This is a genomic window from Legionella jamestowniensis (assembly GCF_001467745.1).
Taxonomy (GTDB): domain Bacteria; phylum Pseudomonadota; class Gammaproteobacteria; order Legionellales; family Legionellaceae; genus Tatlockia; species Tatlockia jamestowniensis.
Map to the genome: position 1 here is coordinate 53,995 of NZ_LNYG01000001.1, position 15,764 is coordinate 69,758.

Here is a 15,764-nt window from a genome sequence, read left to right on the forward strand (position 1 = left end):
GATTAACAAAATATTAACAATAAGTTTCACTACTCAATTAAAAAACCAATGGGCTGTAGTGGAGGAATCTCATCGCAAATTACTTTAACTAGGGCTAATACAGGAAGAGCAAACATAATTCCTATGATCCCTAACAGTAGACCGCCAATTACTAAGGCTAAAATGGCTGCGAAAGGGTTAACCCTTACTTGTCTACCCACTATATTCGGTGTCAAAAAGTTGCCTTCAATGAACTGTACAATCGCAAAGATTAAAATTACACCAAGCGTAAGCCATAACGAGCCTGTTTGAATAAGGGTGTATAACGCAGGAAAAAATGAGCCGATGAGAATTCCAACATAAGGAATCAGTGTTAAAACTGCTGCCATTACTCCAAAAAGAAGGGCATGTTCAATGCCTAAAATCCAAAGTCCAATCGTATTGAGTACGGCTATAATAAAAATTACAAAGGACAAGCCTAAAACATAACTACTAACGACAGATTGAATTTTTTTTAATCCATTTTTTAATCGTGAATGATGTTTTGACTTGGTTATTTTAAATAAAAAAATAACGAGCTTTCTTCGATAATAAAGGAAAAAAAATAAGGAAATAATAAAGAGAATAAAAGAAGTTATAAAGCTAGTAGTCATGGATAATGTGCTATTTATTATAGCAGTGCTGTTTTTTATGAGCGTATTGAAAGATTCATTTAACATAGAAGTTTGTTGTGCTGCACTGATACCCATTACTTCGGAAATCCATGTTTGACTTTTGCCAAGAATCCCATCAAAACTATTTCCTAAACTGTCTAATTCGAAGTTGATATTACTTACTTGTGAGGAAAAGAACGCCACAATCCCTAACAGTATAAAAATACAAATCAAAACAGATAGTAAAGCACTTATCAAGCGTGGAATTTTAAGCTGCTCAAGCTTAGAGGCCATGGGTTTTAAGGCTAAAGCTAGAATGATTGCGGCTAATAAAGGATTAAGCAGGCTACTGGATACAGAGATCAAGTAACCTGTAAGTAAAAGACTCCCTATAAGATAAAAATAACTCTCAACCAAACCCATCATGACCTGCTTTCTAACGGTTTAATATTTTCAAGAGTGGTTGGAATAAGTTCGGAAACGGTTGGGTGAATGTGAACAGCATCTCGAATTAGTGTATAGGGTTTCTCAGCATACATGACATCCAAAATTGAATGAATAATTTCATCCGCATTCACCCCAAGGATGGCTGCACCAAGGATTTTTTGCGTATCTGCATCAATCAAAACTTTAATAAACCCGGTTGGTTCACCTTTAATCACCGCTCTTTTTACTTGGGTCATGGGACGCTTGGCTACCAACGCTTTATAGCCTCTAGCACGTATTTCTGCTTCTGTTAATCCGCATCTGCCTAAGGGGGGATCGATATACAGTGCATAGGCCATAATTCTGTCAGTCACCTTACGTTTCGCTTCATTTAATAAGTTGTCTGCAACAATTTGATAATCATTATAAGCGGTATGGGTAAAAGCTCCCCGGCCATTGCATTCGCCCAAAGCCCAAATATTAGGAACCGTTGTAGCCAACTCATCATTTACTACAATGATGCCACGTTGATCAATTTGAATATCTGTGTTTTCCAATCCTAAGTCTTCGGTGTTGGGTTTACGCCCAATCGCCATTAATACATGAGACCCGGTAATGGTGTTTTTATTGCTCTCACAGCCTAAATGAGCTGTGATTCCATTTTCGGATGATGAAAAAGATAAGCAATTGGTATTAAGTCGAACATCAATGCCTGAGTGTTGCATAATTTCAAGTACGGTATCGCAAACATCAGGATCCTCGCGGGCAATCAGGCGAGGGGCTTTTTCAATGACAGTCACCTTGGCTCCAAAACGTCGAAACACTTGTGCAAATTCAAGTCCAATGTAGCTGCCACCTACCACGATTAAATGTTCTGGCACATAGTCTAAATCCAAAATTGAAGAATTGGTCAAAAAATCAATTTGTTCAAGCCCCTCCATGGGTGGTACAAAAGCACGTGCGCCCACATTAATAAAAATTTTTTCAGCCGATATTTTTTGATCATTCACTGTGATTGTTTTATTATCAATAAATCGTGCATGTCCTTCATAGACAGTCACATTGGGGGTGTTTTTTAACCATTCTTCGACACCATGAGTAGCCTTGTTAACAATAGCATCTTTACGTGCCTTCACCTTTTTCATGTCTGTTTTTATTGAGCCACTAATTTCGATACCAAAGTCACTGGCACGTTGAGCTTGATGGGCAACTTCAGCGCTGGCCACTAAGGTTTTGGTAGGAATGCAGCCTGTGTTAACACAACTGCCGCCAAATTTGTGTCTTTCAATGATGGCAACAGTCATTCCATTTTGCGCTAGACGAACAGCTAATGAAGGTCCAGCTTGGCCTGTTCCTATTATGAGGACGTCAAAATTTTTCACCACACTCTCCTTGTAGGATTACTACCTTAAAAGATAGCATACATAAGTAATTTCACTAAAACTGTAGTCTATTGAAATTAAGTGTTCATAGACTGATTAAGTTTAAATAAAGTAGAGCCATTAATGGTGGCGATAATTTGCATAATTCCCAGGTTACCATTAATTTTTCTCCCTACGGTTAAATCTACCGTTAATAATTGTGTCATTACTTCTTTATCGCTTTGCCAGTTAACTTTTAAGGGTAATCTAATTTTCCATTGGTTAGCCTGGGCTTCAACAAGTTCAACTTTTCCATCTATCTGACTGTTCATGGTTAGATGAGATGATTTAATGGCTTGAATGTTTCCTGACTTATCTAACGCTGATTTAAAATTAATCCAGCCATTTTCTGTATAACAGGATTGCAATTGAAACAATTCCTGATCGATAGTTGCTGCGTTAAAATTGAAGGATTGAACGGTTGCTTTTTCAGCCCAGCTTAAAATAATTTTCTCGTCAATCCCTGTAATTTCAGAAGGGATTCGATAATTACAATCGATAGTGTTTGTTGCTAAAGGCTTATAAGCTGATTGTGGTTGATTAATCATGCCAGTAGGGGTGGGGATTGGTGCGACTTGAGAAGGCAAAAACTTACTACTAATTTTAAACCCCAGTGTTAAATCAATATTAACTAACTGTGTGATTTTGCCTTTATTATTCTGATAAGAGACATTGAAAGGCAAAGTAATATTCCATTGTGTCCCTTCACGCTCACCGCGAATTATTGCGTCTCTAACCAAGCTTCTGAACACTAACTTCTGTTCTCTGCCTGTTTCAGAAAATCGATTTTTTATTGTCATTTGGGCATACCAGCTTTGAAATTTTTGTCGGAGGAGTGGTAAGGAAAATGGGGTACTGGCTTGGTTTAGCCAATGTAGAAGGGTTGTTGAATTAATTTTCATAGCCTCAGTAAATGGGCTACTGGGTGTTGCAATTAGATTTTTAGCATAATCTTTTTGCATAATTTCAGCGGGCAGAAGAGGATGCGGCAATGGATTTTCTGAGTGGCCAGGTGGTAATTGTACCAAGCTAGCCTTTTCTTTATCCTCATAAGTGTTGGCAAGGAGTCTGGTTGGGTTTGGAAATAGCGAGGAAAAAAAAGGTGAGATAATCTTTTCTTGTAGGGCATTGTGAGCTTCTACATTTCTTTCCGCAAGAAGGTTATAAACGCCTTTTGCTGTTTCTTTTAAAGAGCCTGCTTTTTGAAAAGAGGGAGTAGCGCGTGGTATGGCAATCATTTGCATGATTCCTAATTCACCTCGTAATTTCCGGCCTACAGTAAAATATACATTTAGAAAATGTGTGATTCTTTCCTGATCATTTTGGTAAATCACGCGCAAGGGCACAGTAATCTTCCATAAATCTTCTTTTGCTTCGATGAGTTGAGCAGGGCCATCAAGTTCGCTTAAGACAGCTAAGTGTTGAGTTTTAATAAGCTCAATATTACCTGATTTATAAAAGGCTTTATTAAGCTCATTCCAACCCTGTGGGGTATAACAAGCTTGCAGCTGTTGCAGTTGGGTATCAACGGCTTCGGGCGTGAAATGAAAAGATTGCGTGGCTGCGTGTGTTACCCAGTCTAAAATAAAAGCGTCATCAATCTCAGGTGTCTCCGTGATGATGTTAGAAGGACAGGCGATATTTTTATGTTGTGAAGAGCGAGGTTGTTGTAACAAGGTAGAGTTTTCTATCTGCGCCAATAGCTGGGTACAGATAAAACTTAAAATGATACTACAGAGCATCCTGTTCTTCATGATAAATCCTTTTAGTTTAAAAAGGCACTCTATGGCGCTAAGAGGCTCATTTTAAAATGAATCATTGAAATTTAATAGAATAATTAAATTGCCTTTGTGTGGTCAATCAGATGTTTAAGACGTTGTGCATCTTTCGGAGCACAACATTTTTCATCATTATCGAAATAACAATAAACAGGTTTTCCCTCTTGCTGCCAATGATTAATTTTTTGGGTATATTTTATTAAAACCTCTTCACTATAAGAGCCTTGATAGGCTTCTTTCTGCGGGCCGTGCATACGAATATAGATAAATTTACCCGTTACAATTTCCGGCGATTGATAAGTTTTGAAGTCATAAAAACAGAGTGTCATTTGATGTTTCTGCAACAATTCGTAAAGTGGTTCACAAAACCAGCTTTTATGGCGAAACTCAAATGTATAAAAATAGTTCGAAGGTAAATGTTCTATAAAATTTTTTAAACAACTTAAATCCAAAGGCCAATAAGGGGGGAACTGAAATAAAATTGGGCCTAGCTTCTCCTCAAAATGGCTAAAAACATGAAGTAGTCTTACTACGCTTTCTTCCGTGTCCTGTAATTTTTTAGTATGGGTGATATAACGATTTGCCTTACAGGAAAAAATAAAATGAGGGGGTGTTAAATTTAACCATTTTTTGATGTTTTTTTCTTTAGGAATTTGATAAAAGCTATTGTTTAATTCCACCGAATCAAAAGTCTTAGCATAGTATGGTAATACACCATCAGGCTTTATTTTTTCTGGATAAAATCGACCTATCCATCCTCCATAACTCCAACCGGAGGTTCCTATATAAACATCCTTTGTTTGCATGAGCTCATTCCCACTATTCCTTTTTATAACTATAGCAAGTGGAGACTTGGAAACATTCAAAAAAGTGATGATTCTGCCCTTAATATTTCCATAAGTCTTGGTGGTTAGAATAGCTGCCAACGAGGTGCTCTAGAAATATTGTGATGAAGAAAAGAAAAAAAGCTGCTCGATCGTACCGTTCTCTAACTCCAGCCAAGAGAAGGCTTTCTCTCAGTGCTTCATCAAGAGAGCCGCTCTCGGTACGCCATCTAAAATTCGCTAAAAAAATACATCAAACCGGTTATATCTATGCATTACATGGCTTACTAGATGGTGGTGTGGCTGCTTATGGGGGGATGAAGTTTTTTTTCGACATGCTTTCTACCACCCAATCGTCCAATGCATCAATTCACGATTGGCTACAAACCCCAGAGGGTATTTCATTTGCACTGACAGAAGCCATGGTTTTTGCTGGTTTATCCCTTATTGCCAACATCAGTGAAGAAAATACCTCCAACGCTTTCAAACAGGCTACGGCGGCATTCTGGCCTTATTGCCGAAGCTCAGTAAGCGAACTAAAGAAAGCCAGTAGAGCTGTTAGCAATACATTAAAAATTGCTTCTTTTTTCAAAGATCAAAGCTTTGATCACGTCCTGATGCCGTTTGGATTTGCAATGGGAGCTGTTTCTGTCGTAAATCGCGTATGGTTTCGGCGGATGCAAAATCGACGAGAGCTTGTAAAAAATCAATTACACACGCTTGAAAAAAAAATTATCGCGTTAACGGAAAGTGAGTGTGAGGATAGGAATACGCTTCAGCATTACTACCAAAACATACCCGTTCAATCCCCAACCGACCAAAAATTAGCCTATCTTTCTGCTGCATATACCGGTTTAATAGAGGCAGTAGCTTTTCATATAGGTATTTTAACCTTTGTTTCTTTAACTTCGCCTGCGTTTATTCCTTTAGTGACTTGTTGTATGGCGTTTGCAATTCTTTCCATTGCTACTCGTATTCATGAAGAATATGAACATCAGCGTAGGTTGGAGGTTAGTAGTTTAATTATAACATTACGCTTAAAGCAAAAAGAGTTAACCTCATTAACAATGTTGTCCAAAATTCAACAGGTTGACGAATTTCAGTTTGAAATTCTTTATCAGGATATTCTCAAGTACTCAAATAAACTTAAGGCAAAGGGAATAACCACTTTTGATAAAACGCTCAAAGGGACAAGGCAAGGGCTAACTGTTTATGCGTTTATCAATAAAATAATTTTTGGCGTGACGGTATTTTTCAGTGTAGTGCCTGTTGCCCTTGCTATCAGTAGCGTTTTTATCGGGATACTCATTTTACTTTGTACTACAATAAAAGCAGCAAAACAGCAGACAAAGCCATTAAAAATCCAGTTAGATAAACAAGTGTTGTTAGAAAAAAATATTCCTGCTTTGATGAGTCTTTTTGTTGATGATTTGATTGAAACCTATCATCCTGTGGACAAGGCCAAATCATTTTGGCGTTCCTGGTTTGATGTGGCTTGGGCTTTTTTCTCTGGATTGGATAAAGGCAGAAAAAATACAGGGTATTTTTTGATGGTTTCTTTTGCTGAGAGGAGTCTTCATGAGGATTATTTGCAGTCTCCCATCATGATTAATCTTTCGATAGCCCTTGGCGTTATTAGCTCTCTTATTTTTTCTCTTCGAACCTATGCAGTGAGTTTTGGTGCAACATCAGAAAAAAAATTAACAGAGACAACGTCTTCTTTTTGTCCACCGCTGTTAGAGCAGGTTAATGGGGATAAAGAAGGTAGGCATAATTATTCATTTGCCTAGTCGCAATCTTCCATTTACGATAAATATTCGTGGTGCGCCCTTAGGGATGAAAATGATGGAGCAAGAGTTCCTGCAAAATGTAACATTCGATGAACTTACTCTCGGACAACAGGCGAGTCTAAGTAAAACCTTGACCAAAAATGATATAGCGCTTTTTGCGGCAATGTCTGGCGATGTAAATCCAGCGCATATGGATCCAATTTTTGCAGAAAGTGATATTTTTCATGGTATTGTCGGGCATGGTATGTGGTCTGGCTCTTTAATTTCTGCGCTCTTGGGGACGGTTCTTCCTGGGCCCGGAACAATTTATCTGGAGCAAGATATTAAATTTAAAAAGCCTGTACGCATTGGGGATAACATAACCATTACCCTTATTGTACACCACAAGCAAAAAGACAAACCTATAGTCATGTTTGATTGTAAAGGGGTGAATCAACGTGGTGAGGTGGTGATGGAAGGCCTTGCAACGGTTTTAGCACCCGTTAAAAAAATACGGGTCCCCCGCGCTAATTTGCCGGAAGTAGAAATTCATAACCACGATCGTTTTCAAGCCATAATTCAATCCTGCGAAGGTATGGAAGCGATACACACGGCGGTTGTGCATCCTGTAAAAGGCAAAATTCTTGAATCAGTTAAAGATTCTATGGAAGCTGGCCTTATTGTTCCCATTTTGATTGGTCCTGTGGCAAAAATTAACCATGCAGCTAAAGAAGCGAAAGTGGATATTTCAACATGGAAGCTCATTGATGCAGAACATAGTGATGCCGCTGCAGCAAAAGCAGTTGAATTGGCGAGTGCAGGAAAAGTTGATGCAATTATGAAGGGCTCCTTAACCACTCATGAATTATTAACAGCTGTGGTTCCTTCATCATCGAACTTACGTACCAAATATCGCATCAGTCATGCCTACTTAATGGATGTTCCTTCTTATCACAAACCACTTATTATTACCGATGCCGCGATCAACATTGAACCAAACGCGAGTCATAAGGCGGATATATGTCAAAATGCGATTAATCTTTGGCGGGTGTTAAATGGTGAAGAGGAGAAACCAAAAGTAGCGATACTTGCTGCGACAGAGCTGATTAACCCCCAAATGCAAGCGACTGTTGATGCCGCAACTTTATGTAAAATGGCGGATCGGGGCCAGATTACCGATGGTATTCTCGATGGCCCCTTAGCCTTTGATAATGCCATTAACAAACAGGCGGCAGAAGAAAAAGGAATTTTTTCTTCAGTCGCAGGCGATGCCGATATTCTGCTTGTCCCGGATATCGAATCAGGTAATATGCTGGCAAAGCAATTAACTTTTCTCGGACATGCCGATGCAGCAGGCATTGTTTTGGGTGCGCGTGTGCCCATTATTCTCGTTAGCCGTGCTGATTCATTGCGGACCCGCCTTCTTTCCTGTGCCTTGGCCGTTAAAATGTCTGCTGCCCGCAAAGCAGGAAAAATTAAATGACTGCTAAAACGCGTGAAAGTATTCTGGTCATAAATACTGGCTCATCAAGCGTGAAGTTTCAGCTATTTTTAAAATCACCGCAACTTAACTTACTTGCAAAAGGGCAGGTTTCTCGCTTAGGCGATATCCCGGAATTTTCTGTGAAGGCAGGTGAAGATAGGGATGAAGTAATTGATAAGAAAAATCTTCCTGCAAACACTACGCATGAAGATGCATTGAGATTTATTCTTGATTGGATTGAGTCATGCAATGAATTTTGGCAAGTGAGGGCAGTAACTCACCGTGTCGTGCATGGTGGGCTTGAATTCCAGCGCAGTATGCTTGTTACTTCGCAAGTGCTTGAACGCTTATGGAAACTATGCCCTCTTGCACCTTTGCATCAACCGCATAATTTAACGGCAATAAAAATTGTCGCAGCTTTAAAGCCTGATATTCCACAAGTTGTTTGCTTTGATACAGCGTTTCATATAAACCACCAACCATTGTTTACAGAATATGCGCTACCCTTAAAATTACGGCGACAAGGCATACGCCGTTATGGGTTTCACGGCCTCTCTTATGAATGGATTGTTCATGTGTTGCGTCACAGTGCTAAGGGACTTGCTAGCGGCCGCATCATCGCCGCCCACTTAGGCAATGGCGCGAGCTTATGTGCGATAGATAATGGAGTTAGCATCGACACCACGATGGGAATGACCGCCCTTGATGGTTTACCCATGGGAACACGTTGTGGCAATCTAGACCCAGGTGCTGTAATTTACATGCTTCGTGATCTTAGTATGTCTGTGGATGAAGCCGAAGCCATTCTTTATCAGGAGTCGGGTTTGCTTGGTTTATCTAACTGGACGCATGATGTCAGTCTATTGCAAAATAGCGATGAGCCCAATGCCCAATTTGCACTAGACTATTTTTGTTTAAAAACATCTCAGTTAATGGGAACGATGGCAGTTGCGTTAGGTGGGGTGGATGGTATTATTTTTACAGGGGGAATAGGCGAAAATTCCTCCAGAGTTCGTGAAGCAATTTTAAAGCGGCTTGAATTCCTTAAACCCTTTGAAACGCATGTCATTCCAACGAATGAAGAGCGCATAATGGCGCTTCATACCCTCTCTATTCTTGAGTAAGGAAAGCTAATATGGGCTTAAAAGGACTTATTGTTGGTATTGCCAATGAACATTCAATTGCTTGGGGATGTGCCAAAGTATTGAAAGAAGCGGGTGCTGACTTAGCAATTACCTATCAAAATGAAAAAGCAAAACCCTATGTGGCACCTTTAGCAGAGCGCCTTTCATGCCCTATTTTTATGCCTCTGGATGTAACAAAGGAAGAACAACTTAAGCAACTATTCCATCACATAAAAGCCTCATGGGGTAAATTGGATTTTTTAATTCATGCGATTGCTTTCGCACCGAAAACTGATTTACAGGGACGTGTAGTAGACAGTTCACGTGATGGATTTTTGCTTGCGATGGATATTTCCTGTCATTCTTTACTCCGATTGGCGAAAGAAGCTGAATCTCTCATGACTAAAGGAGGCTCAATAATTACGATGAGTTATTATGGAGCAGAAAAAGTGGTAAAAAATTATAATTTAATGGGACCTGTTAAAGCGGCTTTGGAAACTTCAGTTCGCTATCTGGCTGTTGAATTGGGTAGCAAAAATATCCGCATCAATGCGATTTCCCCAGGCCCAATTAAAACGCGTGCAGCCTCGGGTCTGGCCGATTTTGATCAACTTATGGAAAAGGCGGCTAAGGAGGCACCGCTTCATCAGTTGGTGACCCTTGAAGCAATTGGCGAGACGGCGTTATTTTTAGTTACCGACGCATCGAAATATATTACTGGTCAAATCATCTATGTTGATGGTGGTTATAATATTCGTGATTAATCGTTTTTCCTTTCATGTGGCTTAGACTGCTTGTAGACCCTCTGAATGTGGCTGTAAGAATTTTCTCTATAAGTTCTGCCGATATTTACCTCAATGGCTTGGCTCGAAATTACACTATTCAAGTTTTGTCCTGTGCGAATTTAATCAACAATGAATCTACATTTTGCTCATAATTCCTTAAGATTTGTTCTCTATAATATTTTTATTTTGTACAGATAGTAAATAAATAGGATAATTATGCCTCACGGTTCAAAAAATCAAACAGTGACTGGAAACCAGGGTTCTCCAGGTCAGCAACACGATGATGAGAAGAAAGAAGTGTCGTCTTTACCACCAGAGAAAACAACCAACCTCTCTCATGTATTAACGTTTGTTAAATTTCATGGCGAGGCCTGGGATCATAGTGCTACTATTTTTGGAAAACCAGAAGAGGCTTCCTCAGAAAATTATTTCAGCGTTTACCCTTTAAAAGAAAAAACACCTCCTTCGTTAGGTGATCCAGATGATGGTATCGCAAATATGCGAATTATTCTGCTGAATCTAAAAAGAATGCTCTATACAGGTATACATTTTGAGAGCCCTGAGGAATTACAGAAATTTCCTCATGAAAAGATTGAGGTACCCGTTACGCAAGATCAATTTGAAGCCGCTTATAAGGCTGCAAAAAAAGAAAAAAAGCGCGCGATAAAAGGGGAAGCAAAATATTCAGTTATTCCTACTAGCATTACTTATTCATGTGCTGGCCATCAACAACAAATAGCGGATATCATCTCAACACCGAATGAAAAAAAGTTGTTTTGGTCTACAGGTAAAATGTGGCCCTCGCATACCTTTGAAAATGGCAAAAAGGTGGCTGAAAATCGTAAAAACGGAGTAATAGAAACGCCTTTATCAGCTCCTGAAATAAAGCCTTTAGAAGCGCAAATTTTGCCGAAACTTAGCATGTTTAGTGTAAAATCATTGGTAAAGTCATTTGCTGAAGCATCGATTGCATCGCAAAAAGAAAAGTTAGAGCGTATTGGATTTTCTACACAAAAACTATAGAGCTGCTGAGAGCCCAATGTACTTAAGCGCATTGGGCTAACCCTATTAAAAATAAGTCAGTTGTTCGATGGATAATGCATCTATTTTAAATCGCTCACCTTTGTTAGTGGTATTAAAAAAAACATTGGTTTTGTTCACTGACACCACGGATGTGGATGGCGAGTTATCTTGTCGAGATTGGCTAACTTTTTGCGCACGTTTGAAATGAGCTTGGGGCAATGCAATGGCATGCTCAAAAAAACCTCGCTGAGCTAGTGAGGATTCTTGCGTAGATTGTGTAATTGTTTCTAAAACCTCTTGAGAACTCTCAGCGCACGAATTTCCCAAGAACTTAAAAATTGAATAATTTTGTAGCCCGCTCTTGCCATTTTGGATTTGTTGTTCAATAGATTTCTGCGCTAGCTGGTATTGTTCTGCTGTGACGGGAACTTCTGTTTTTACATAATCGTAGTGATTTAATTCTTCTTCTGGCTTACCAAACGTCATTTTTATTGAAACCATAGGTCTTACAATATTACTCCATAATTCTAGTACCTTGGTAGCGGAATCATCAGGATCATGAAATATATTAGGAACCGGTGGTTCAACATGAGTAATAGGATGGGCACTTAAATAATGATACGAGCCTGCTGAAACGGCAGTATGCGTCCAAGGGGTTTCAGATTTAAATTCATAGAAGGTAACAGTATGAGTAAAGGCTGGATGGGAGGCGGAGGAAATTTCCTTTCTTTCTTGCATTAATATTCTCCTAAGAGTGTAGCTATTTGAGTCCAGTGTTTTACAAAAATAGATAGCTTTATAAACGTTAGGCCATCTAAACTGCAAAAAAAAATTGATTTTGATATCTTTGTCAGGTTGGATTGTTGTCAATATTGATATAAAAACCAAATATTGAGCAATGATATCATATTTTGAGATTTTATAAAAATATCAATTAAAATCAAATGGTTAGACGGGAAAGTAGAATCTCCCCGTCTGCGAGCAGCATCAGGCACGGTATAATGCAATCCATCTAGGTAGCCCGGTTGCTTGCAACCGGGATTATCTTTTTTAATTAGAATCAATAATTGAATAACCTAATATTCGCCTCTTTTTTTGTTGAAAAGTAATCACTAAAAGTGAAACTAATGCTAATACTGAAACAGTAATCAAATAGAAGGCGGGAGTAGTTACCCAGTCTGTGTAATAGATAAGCGACAATGAAATAAACGGCGTCAAGCCACCAAAAAAGGCAAATCCTAAATTGTAACTGACTGCAATTCCTGTATACCGAATCTTTGTGGGGTATAATTCGCTAAGTACTCTAGGAATAATCCCTGCAGAAAGTCCCATAAGAAATGAACTGGCTATTAATGCTATCACGTAAAGATTGGAGAAATGCACATAAATGGCAAATATTGGGTAAGCTAGCAATCCAGTGGTGCACGCTAACAGGATAATCAATTTTTTAGGATTGAAAATATCGGTCAAATAACCAAAAAAAATACTCAGGCTTGATCCTAAAGCGATAGCTACTGTACGGGGCCAAATATAAGCATTGGCGGGTAAGTAAAGGATTTCGGTAAAATAAGCAGGTAAAAACAAGAAAAGTGAGGTGACAATGACAGCACAAAGTGCTGTCAGGAACGTGCCTGCTATTACAAAAGAAAAATGCTCTTTAAGCACATGCAAAAGCGGAAATTTAACAATCGAATGTTCAATGGCCAAAAACTGAGAAGATTCTTGCAGTTCTTTACGCAATAGATAACTAAAAAGACCAAAAATTCCACCAAGGATAAAAGGAATTCTCCATCCAAAAGAATACATTTGTGCAGTGGAAAGTAGGCTGACTATAAGCGCATTAACAATGGAGCCAAGGACAATACCGAAGGTAAGTGCACAGAAAATTATGCCGCATGCCAGACCTTTATGGTGAGGGAAAGCTTCGCTGACATAAGTGATTGCACCAGGAATTTCACCGCCTATAGAGAGGCCTTGGATAATACGCAATCCAACTACCAATACAGGTGCGGCTATCCCAATCATTGCATAGGTCGGCATAATCCCTATGCCAAGTGTTGCAAACGCCATCATAAGGATGGATATTGTAAAGGTCACTTTACGGCCAATGCGATCACCAAAATGGCCAAATACAATACCTCCTAAAGGTCTAACCAAGTATCCGATTGCAAACGTAGCAAAAGTAATGAGTAAACTTGCAAGCTTATCCGAGGTAGGAAAAAAAGAAGCAGAAATATAGCTTGCAAAGAGGGCAAAAATAATAAAATCATAAAATTCCAATACGCCGCCCAGGCTGGACAGTATTAATAACTTGCGTTGATCATTTAGCAATTTTGAATTCCTTCTGCTTTAATTCCTTTAAAAGCTGGCGGCGAAAAGTCTGATAGTCCACTTCCAGGGCATGGCGGACACTATCTTTGTAGCGGTTACGAGAATGTTTTATCTCTTGTTGTATTTTGCCTGCTAAGTTTGCTGGACGTTTCAATTTCCCGGCAATGATTTTTGCGGCTATTTGCGCCTGATAGTCTGCTAGAGGCCAAATACATCCTTGAGGTTGCACCAAACCAATAAAATATAAGTTAGTGAAGTCTGGATGCATCATTTTTCGATATAAAGGAATGTTTGTGGCTTTACTGAATTCAATTAAGTTTTTATCAAAAAAGGGAAAGCTTGTTTGGTATCCCGTTGCAAAAATAACCGTATCGAATTCATCACTGCTGCCATCGGCAAAAAAAACACGATTTTCCTCGAATCGCTCGATACCTTGTCGTGGTGAAATTTTTCCATGCCTAATAAAATAGAGCAGTTCCGAATTAATGGTGGGATGAGTTTCCAACGGTTTGCATGTTGGTTTTTGCAAGCGGTACTTGGGGTATCTCCCCTGCCACAGACGAATAAAATGCTTTGCCAAAAACTGCTTTAACCATAAAGGGACCCATCTGAGTTTTGCAAAAAGGATATCTGTGGGTTTACCAAAGATAAATTTGGGAAAAATATGTTGCCCTCTACGCATACTAATGCAGGTTTTAGGAGAGATTCGTGATATTTCCACGGCTATATCGCAAGCTGAATTGCCACCACCTACAACTAATACTCGTTTGCCCTTAAAAGAAGACGCTTTTTTATACTGGTGAGCATGGAGGATTTCTCCATTGAATTGACCTCTATAATCAGGAATAAAGGGATCCCAATGATGGCCATTGGCTACTAAAAGATAATCATAAACGTCTTGATGAACACCAAGTTCATTACGATAACATACCAGCCATTGGTTGTCTTTAGTAGGAGAAACCTGTTCCACTGTGGTATTAAACTTTATAAAGGCCTCAATTTGAAAATGTTTTGCATAAGATTCAAAGTAATTAAGAATTTGCTGATGTGACGGATAATCTGGATAATCCGCCGGCATGGGGAAGTCTTCAAATTGTGAAAGGCGCTTCGAGCTAATAATATGGGTTGTTTCATAAATACTTGAATGGGTATTATGTTCATCAAAAACCCAATTTCCACCTAAGCTGTGGTTTTTTTCATACATGGTGAAATTGTTCAAACCTTGCTGTAGCAAATTTTTTGCTGCAGCAAGGCCACAAGGTCCTGCTCCTACAATGCAAATTCTAGGTGAGGTAATTGATGATTGATTCATGATAAAACTACAATTCGAGTAAATTACACATGCTCTCTCTTGGTATTGTTAATCACTGCCAGCACATTATCGAGCATAATTTTTTGAATTTCTTTATTTTTGTCAATAGTAAAATGGTTGACATAAATATTTTTAAGTTTGGATACATCGAAATTGTTAATATAAGTGAATTCCGGGTCTTCCGCTTTGATTTTAAGTCCACTAAACATAGGAACATAAGCAGGTTTATAAAGATTTAATACGTATTTAACGTTTGGTGGTACCTTTACCGGTGCCACAGCATCTACAGTGATTAGCAAGTCGACAGGAATATGTGCCTTGTAAAGATTCTGCGCGACCTTAATTTGTTCATTAGCACCTAGAGAATGGCCAATCAAAACAATTGGACCATCGATCTCTTTGGACTTTCGATGCTCAATAATATAATTACTTAAGGTATTAGCCTTATACCAGATAGTGCTCGCTGTACGAATGTTATATTCATTATCGAGGGTATTTTCCAGACGATTCATACCTGTGCTAAAAACCCCCCCCAAACCGCGCATGGTATAAACTTGTCCTTTTTTATAAGTGACACCTTGCTTATTTTTTACGGGAGTTTGTGAAGCAAGATCCATGCAACTAGAAGTAAAAACACAGATTACTAATAAAGCAAAAGAGCGGATAAGTTGCTGCCATCGCAGGGGAGTTAGATATTGCATAATAGGATACTCTTTTTCTTTGTTATTTTTGATTCTACATAAAATTTTTCATAGGGTAAATAAAACCTGAAATGCCAAAAATTAACAGCACAAAACCAGTGTTTGGATTTTGATCTTATTGTTATACTCAAAGAAATTATAATTAATAATTTGTA

13 protein-coding genes are annotated in these 15,764 nt (G+C 38.8%); 5 read left to right on the plus strand and 8 right to left on the minus strand.

The features are described 5' to 3' along the window. Positions 1-29: 29 nt before the first annotated feature. The 4 genes from Ljam_RS00210 to Ljam_RS00225 all read right to left on the minus strand — a co-directional run bounded on the left by Ljam_RS00210 (position 30) and on the right by Ljam_RS00225 (position 5,063). A complete protein-coding gene (locus Ljam_RS00210; protein ID WP_065235493.1) occupies positions 30-1,058 on the minus strand; it encodes an AI-2E family transporter in 1,029 nt (342 codons plus the stop codon). Then, positions 1,055-2,440 carry an FAD-containing oxidoreductase gene (locus tag Ljam_RS00215; protein ID WP_202967562.1) on the minus strand — a complete coding sequence of 462 codons (1,386 nt, stop codon included), beginning with the start codon at positions 2,438-2,440 and terminating at the stop codon, positions 1,055-1,057. Before Ljam_RS00215 ends, Ljam_RS00210 begins: the two co-directional genes overlap by 4 nt. A gap of 77 nt (positions 2,441-2,517) precedes the next feature. Then, the gene (locus Ljam_RS00220; RefSeq protein ID WP_058448132.1) at positions 2,518-4,233 is read right to left on the minus strand and encodes a DotI/IcmL family type IV secretion protein; all 1,716 of its coding nucleotides are present in this window, start codon (positions 4,231-4,233) and stop codon (positions 2,518-2,520) included. Positions 4,234-4,316: 83 nt separating this feature from the next. Next, on the minus strand, positions 4,317-5,063 hold the full coding sequence (locus Ljam_RS00225; protein WP_058448133.1) for a DUF72 domain-containing protein: 747 nt from the start codon (positions 5,061-5,063) through the stop codon (positions 4,317-4,319). 143 nt (positions 5,064-5,206) lie between these two features. Between Ljam_RS00225 and Ljam_RS00230 the strand changes: the two genes are divergently transcribed. From Ljam_RS00230 to Ljam_RS00250, 5 genes are all read left to right on the plus strand, one after another. Next, a complete protein-coding gene (locus tag Ljam_RS00230; protein ID WP_058448134.1) occupies positions 5,207-6,871 on the plus strand; it encodes a hypothetical protein in 1,665 nt (554 codons plus the stop codon). Between the two features lie 55 nt (positions 6,872-6,926). Continuing rightward, the gene (locus Ljam_RS00235) at positions 6,927-8,333 is read left to right on the plus strand and encodes a bifunctional enoyl-CoA hydratase/phosphate acetyltransferase (protein ID WP_058448280.1); all 1,407 of its coding nucleotides are present in this window, start codon (positions 6,927-6,929) and stop codon (positions 8,331-8,333) included. Further along, entirely contained in the window at positions 8,330-9,457 is a 1,128-nt protein-coding gene (locus tag Ljam_RS00240) for an acetate/propionate family kinase (RefSeq protein WP_058448135.1), read from the plus strand. Before Ljam_RS00235 ends, Ljam_RS00240 begins: the two co-directional genes overlap by 4 nt. Before the next feature lie 11 nt (positions 9,458-9,468). After that, positions 9,469-10,221 carry an enoyl-ACP reductase FabI gene (fabI, locus tag Ljam_RS00245; protein WP_058448136.1) on the plus strand — a complete coding sequence of 251 codons (753 nt, stop codon included), beginning with the start codon at positions 9,469-9,471 and terminating at the stop codon, positions 10,219-10,221. 237 nt (positions 10,222-10,458) lie between these two features. Beyond that, entirely contained in the window at positions 10,459-11,265 is an 807-nt protein-coding gene (locus Ljam_RS00250; protein ID WP_058448137.1) for a hypothetical protein, read from the plus strand. 45 nt (positions 11,266-11,310) lie between these two features. Here the strand turns inward: Ljam_RS00250 and Ljam_RS00255 are convergent, their stop codons facing one another. The 4 genes from Ljam_RS00255 to Ljam_RS00275 all read right to left on the minus strand — a co-directional run bounded on the left by Ljam_RS00255 (position 11,311) and on the right by Ljam_RS00275 (position 15,609). Further along, the gene (locus tag Ljam_RS00255; RefSeq protein WP_058448138.1) at positions 11,311-12,003 is read right to left on the minus strand and encodes a hypothetical protein; all 693 of its coding nucleotides are present in this window, start codon (positions 12,001-12,003) and stop codon (positions 11,311-11,313) included. Positions 12,004-12,315: 312 nt separating this feature from the next. Then, positions 12,316-13,596: an MFS transporter gene (locus Ljam_RS00265; protein ID WP_058448140.1), complete on the minus strand. Its 1,281-nt coding sequence runs from the start codon at positions 13,594-13,596 to the stop codon at positions 12,316-12,318. Continuing rightward, positions 13,586-14,908: a flavin-containing monooxygenase gene (locus tag Ljam_RS00270; RefSeq protein ID WP_058448141.1), complete on the minus strand. Its 1,323-nt coding sequence runs from the start codon at positions 14,906-14,908 to the stop codon at positions 13,586-13,588. Before Ljam_RS00270 ends, Ljam_RS00265 begins: the two co-directional genes overlap by 11 nt. 23 nt (positions 14,909-14,931) lie before the next feature. Beyond that, positions 14,932-15,609 (minus strand): hypothetical protein, encoded by a 678-nt coding sequence (locus Ljam_RS00275; RefSeq protein ID WP_058448142.1) that lies wholly within the window; start codon positions 15,607-15,609, stop codon positions 14,932-14,934. Positions 15,610-15,764 lie beyond the last annotated feature (155 nt).

Excerpts from the sequence above, each read along its gene's own strand:
- Ljam_RS00210 (WP_065235493.1), bottom strand. The coding sequence starts at position 1,058 with ATGATGGGTTTGGTTGAGAGTTATTTTTATCTTATAGGGAGTCTTTTA.
- Ljam_RS00220 (WP_058448132.1), bottom strand. The coding sequence starts at position 4,233 with ATGAAGAACAGGATGCTCTGTAGTATCATTTTAAGTTTTATCTGTACC.
- Ljam_RS00225 (WP_058448133.1), bottom strand. The coding sequence starts at position 5,063 with ATGCAAACAAAGGATGTTTATATAGGAACCTCCGGTTGGAGTTATGGA.
- Ljam_RS00230 (WP_058448134.1), top strand. The coding sequence starts at position 5,207 with ATGAAGAAAAGAAAAAAAGCTGCTCGATCGTACCGTTCTCTAACTCCA.
- Ljam_RS00235 (WP_058448280.1), top strand. The coding sequence starts at position 6,927 with ATGGAGCAAGAGTTCCTGCAAAATGTAACATTCGATGAACTTACTCTC.
- Ljam_RS00240 (WP_058448135.1), top strand. The coding sequence starts at position 8,330 with ATGACTGCTAAAACGCGTGAAAGTATTCTGGTCATAAATACTGGCTCA.
- fabI (WP_058448136.1), top strand. The coding sequence starts at position 9,469 with ATGGGCTTAAAAGGACTTATTGTTGGTATTGCCAATGAACATTCAATT.
- Ljam_RS00250 (WP_058448137.1), top strand. The coding sequence starts at position 10,459 with ATGCCTCACGGTTCAAAAAATCAAACAGTGACTGGAAACCAGGGTTCT.
- Ljam_RS00255 (WP_058448138.1), bottom strand. The coding sequence starts at position 12,003 with ATGCAAGAAAGAAAGGAAATTTCCTCCGCCTCCCATCCAGCCTTTACT.
- Ljam_RS00270 (WP_058448141.1), bottom strand. The coding sequence starts at position 14,908 with ATGAATCAATCATCAATTACCTCACCTAGAATTTGCATTGTAGGAGCA.
- Ljam_RS00275 (WP_058448142.1), bottom strand. The coding sequence starts at position 15,609 with ATGCAATATCTAACTCCCCTGCGATGGCAGCAACTTATCCGCTCTTTT.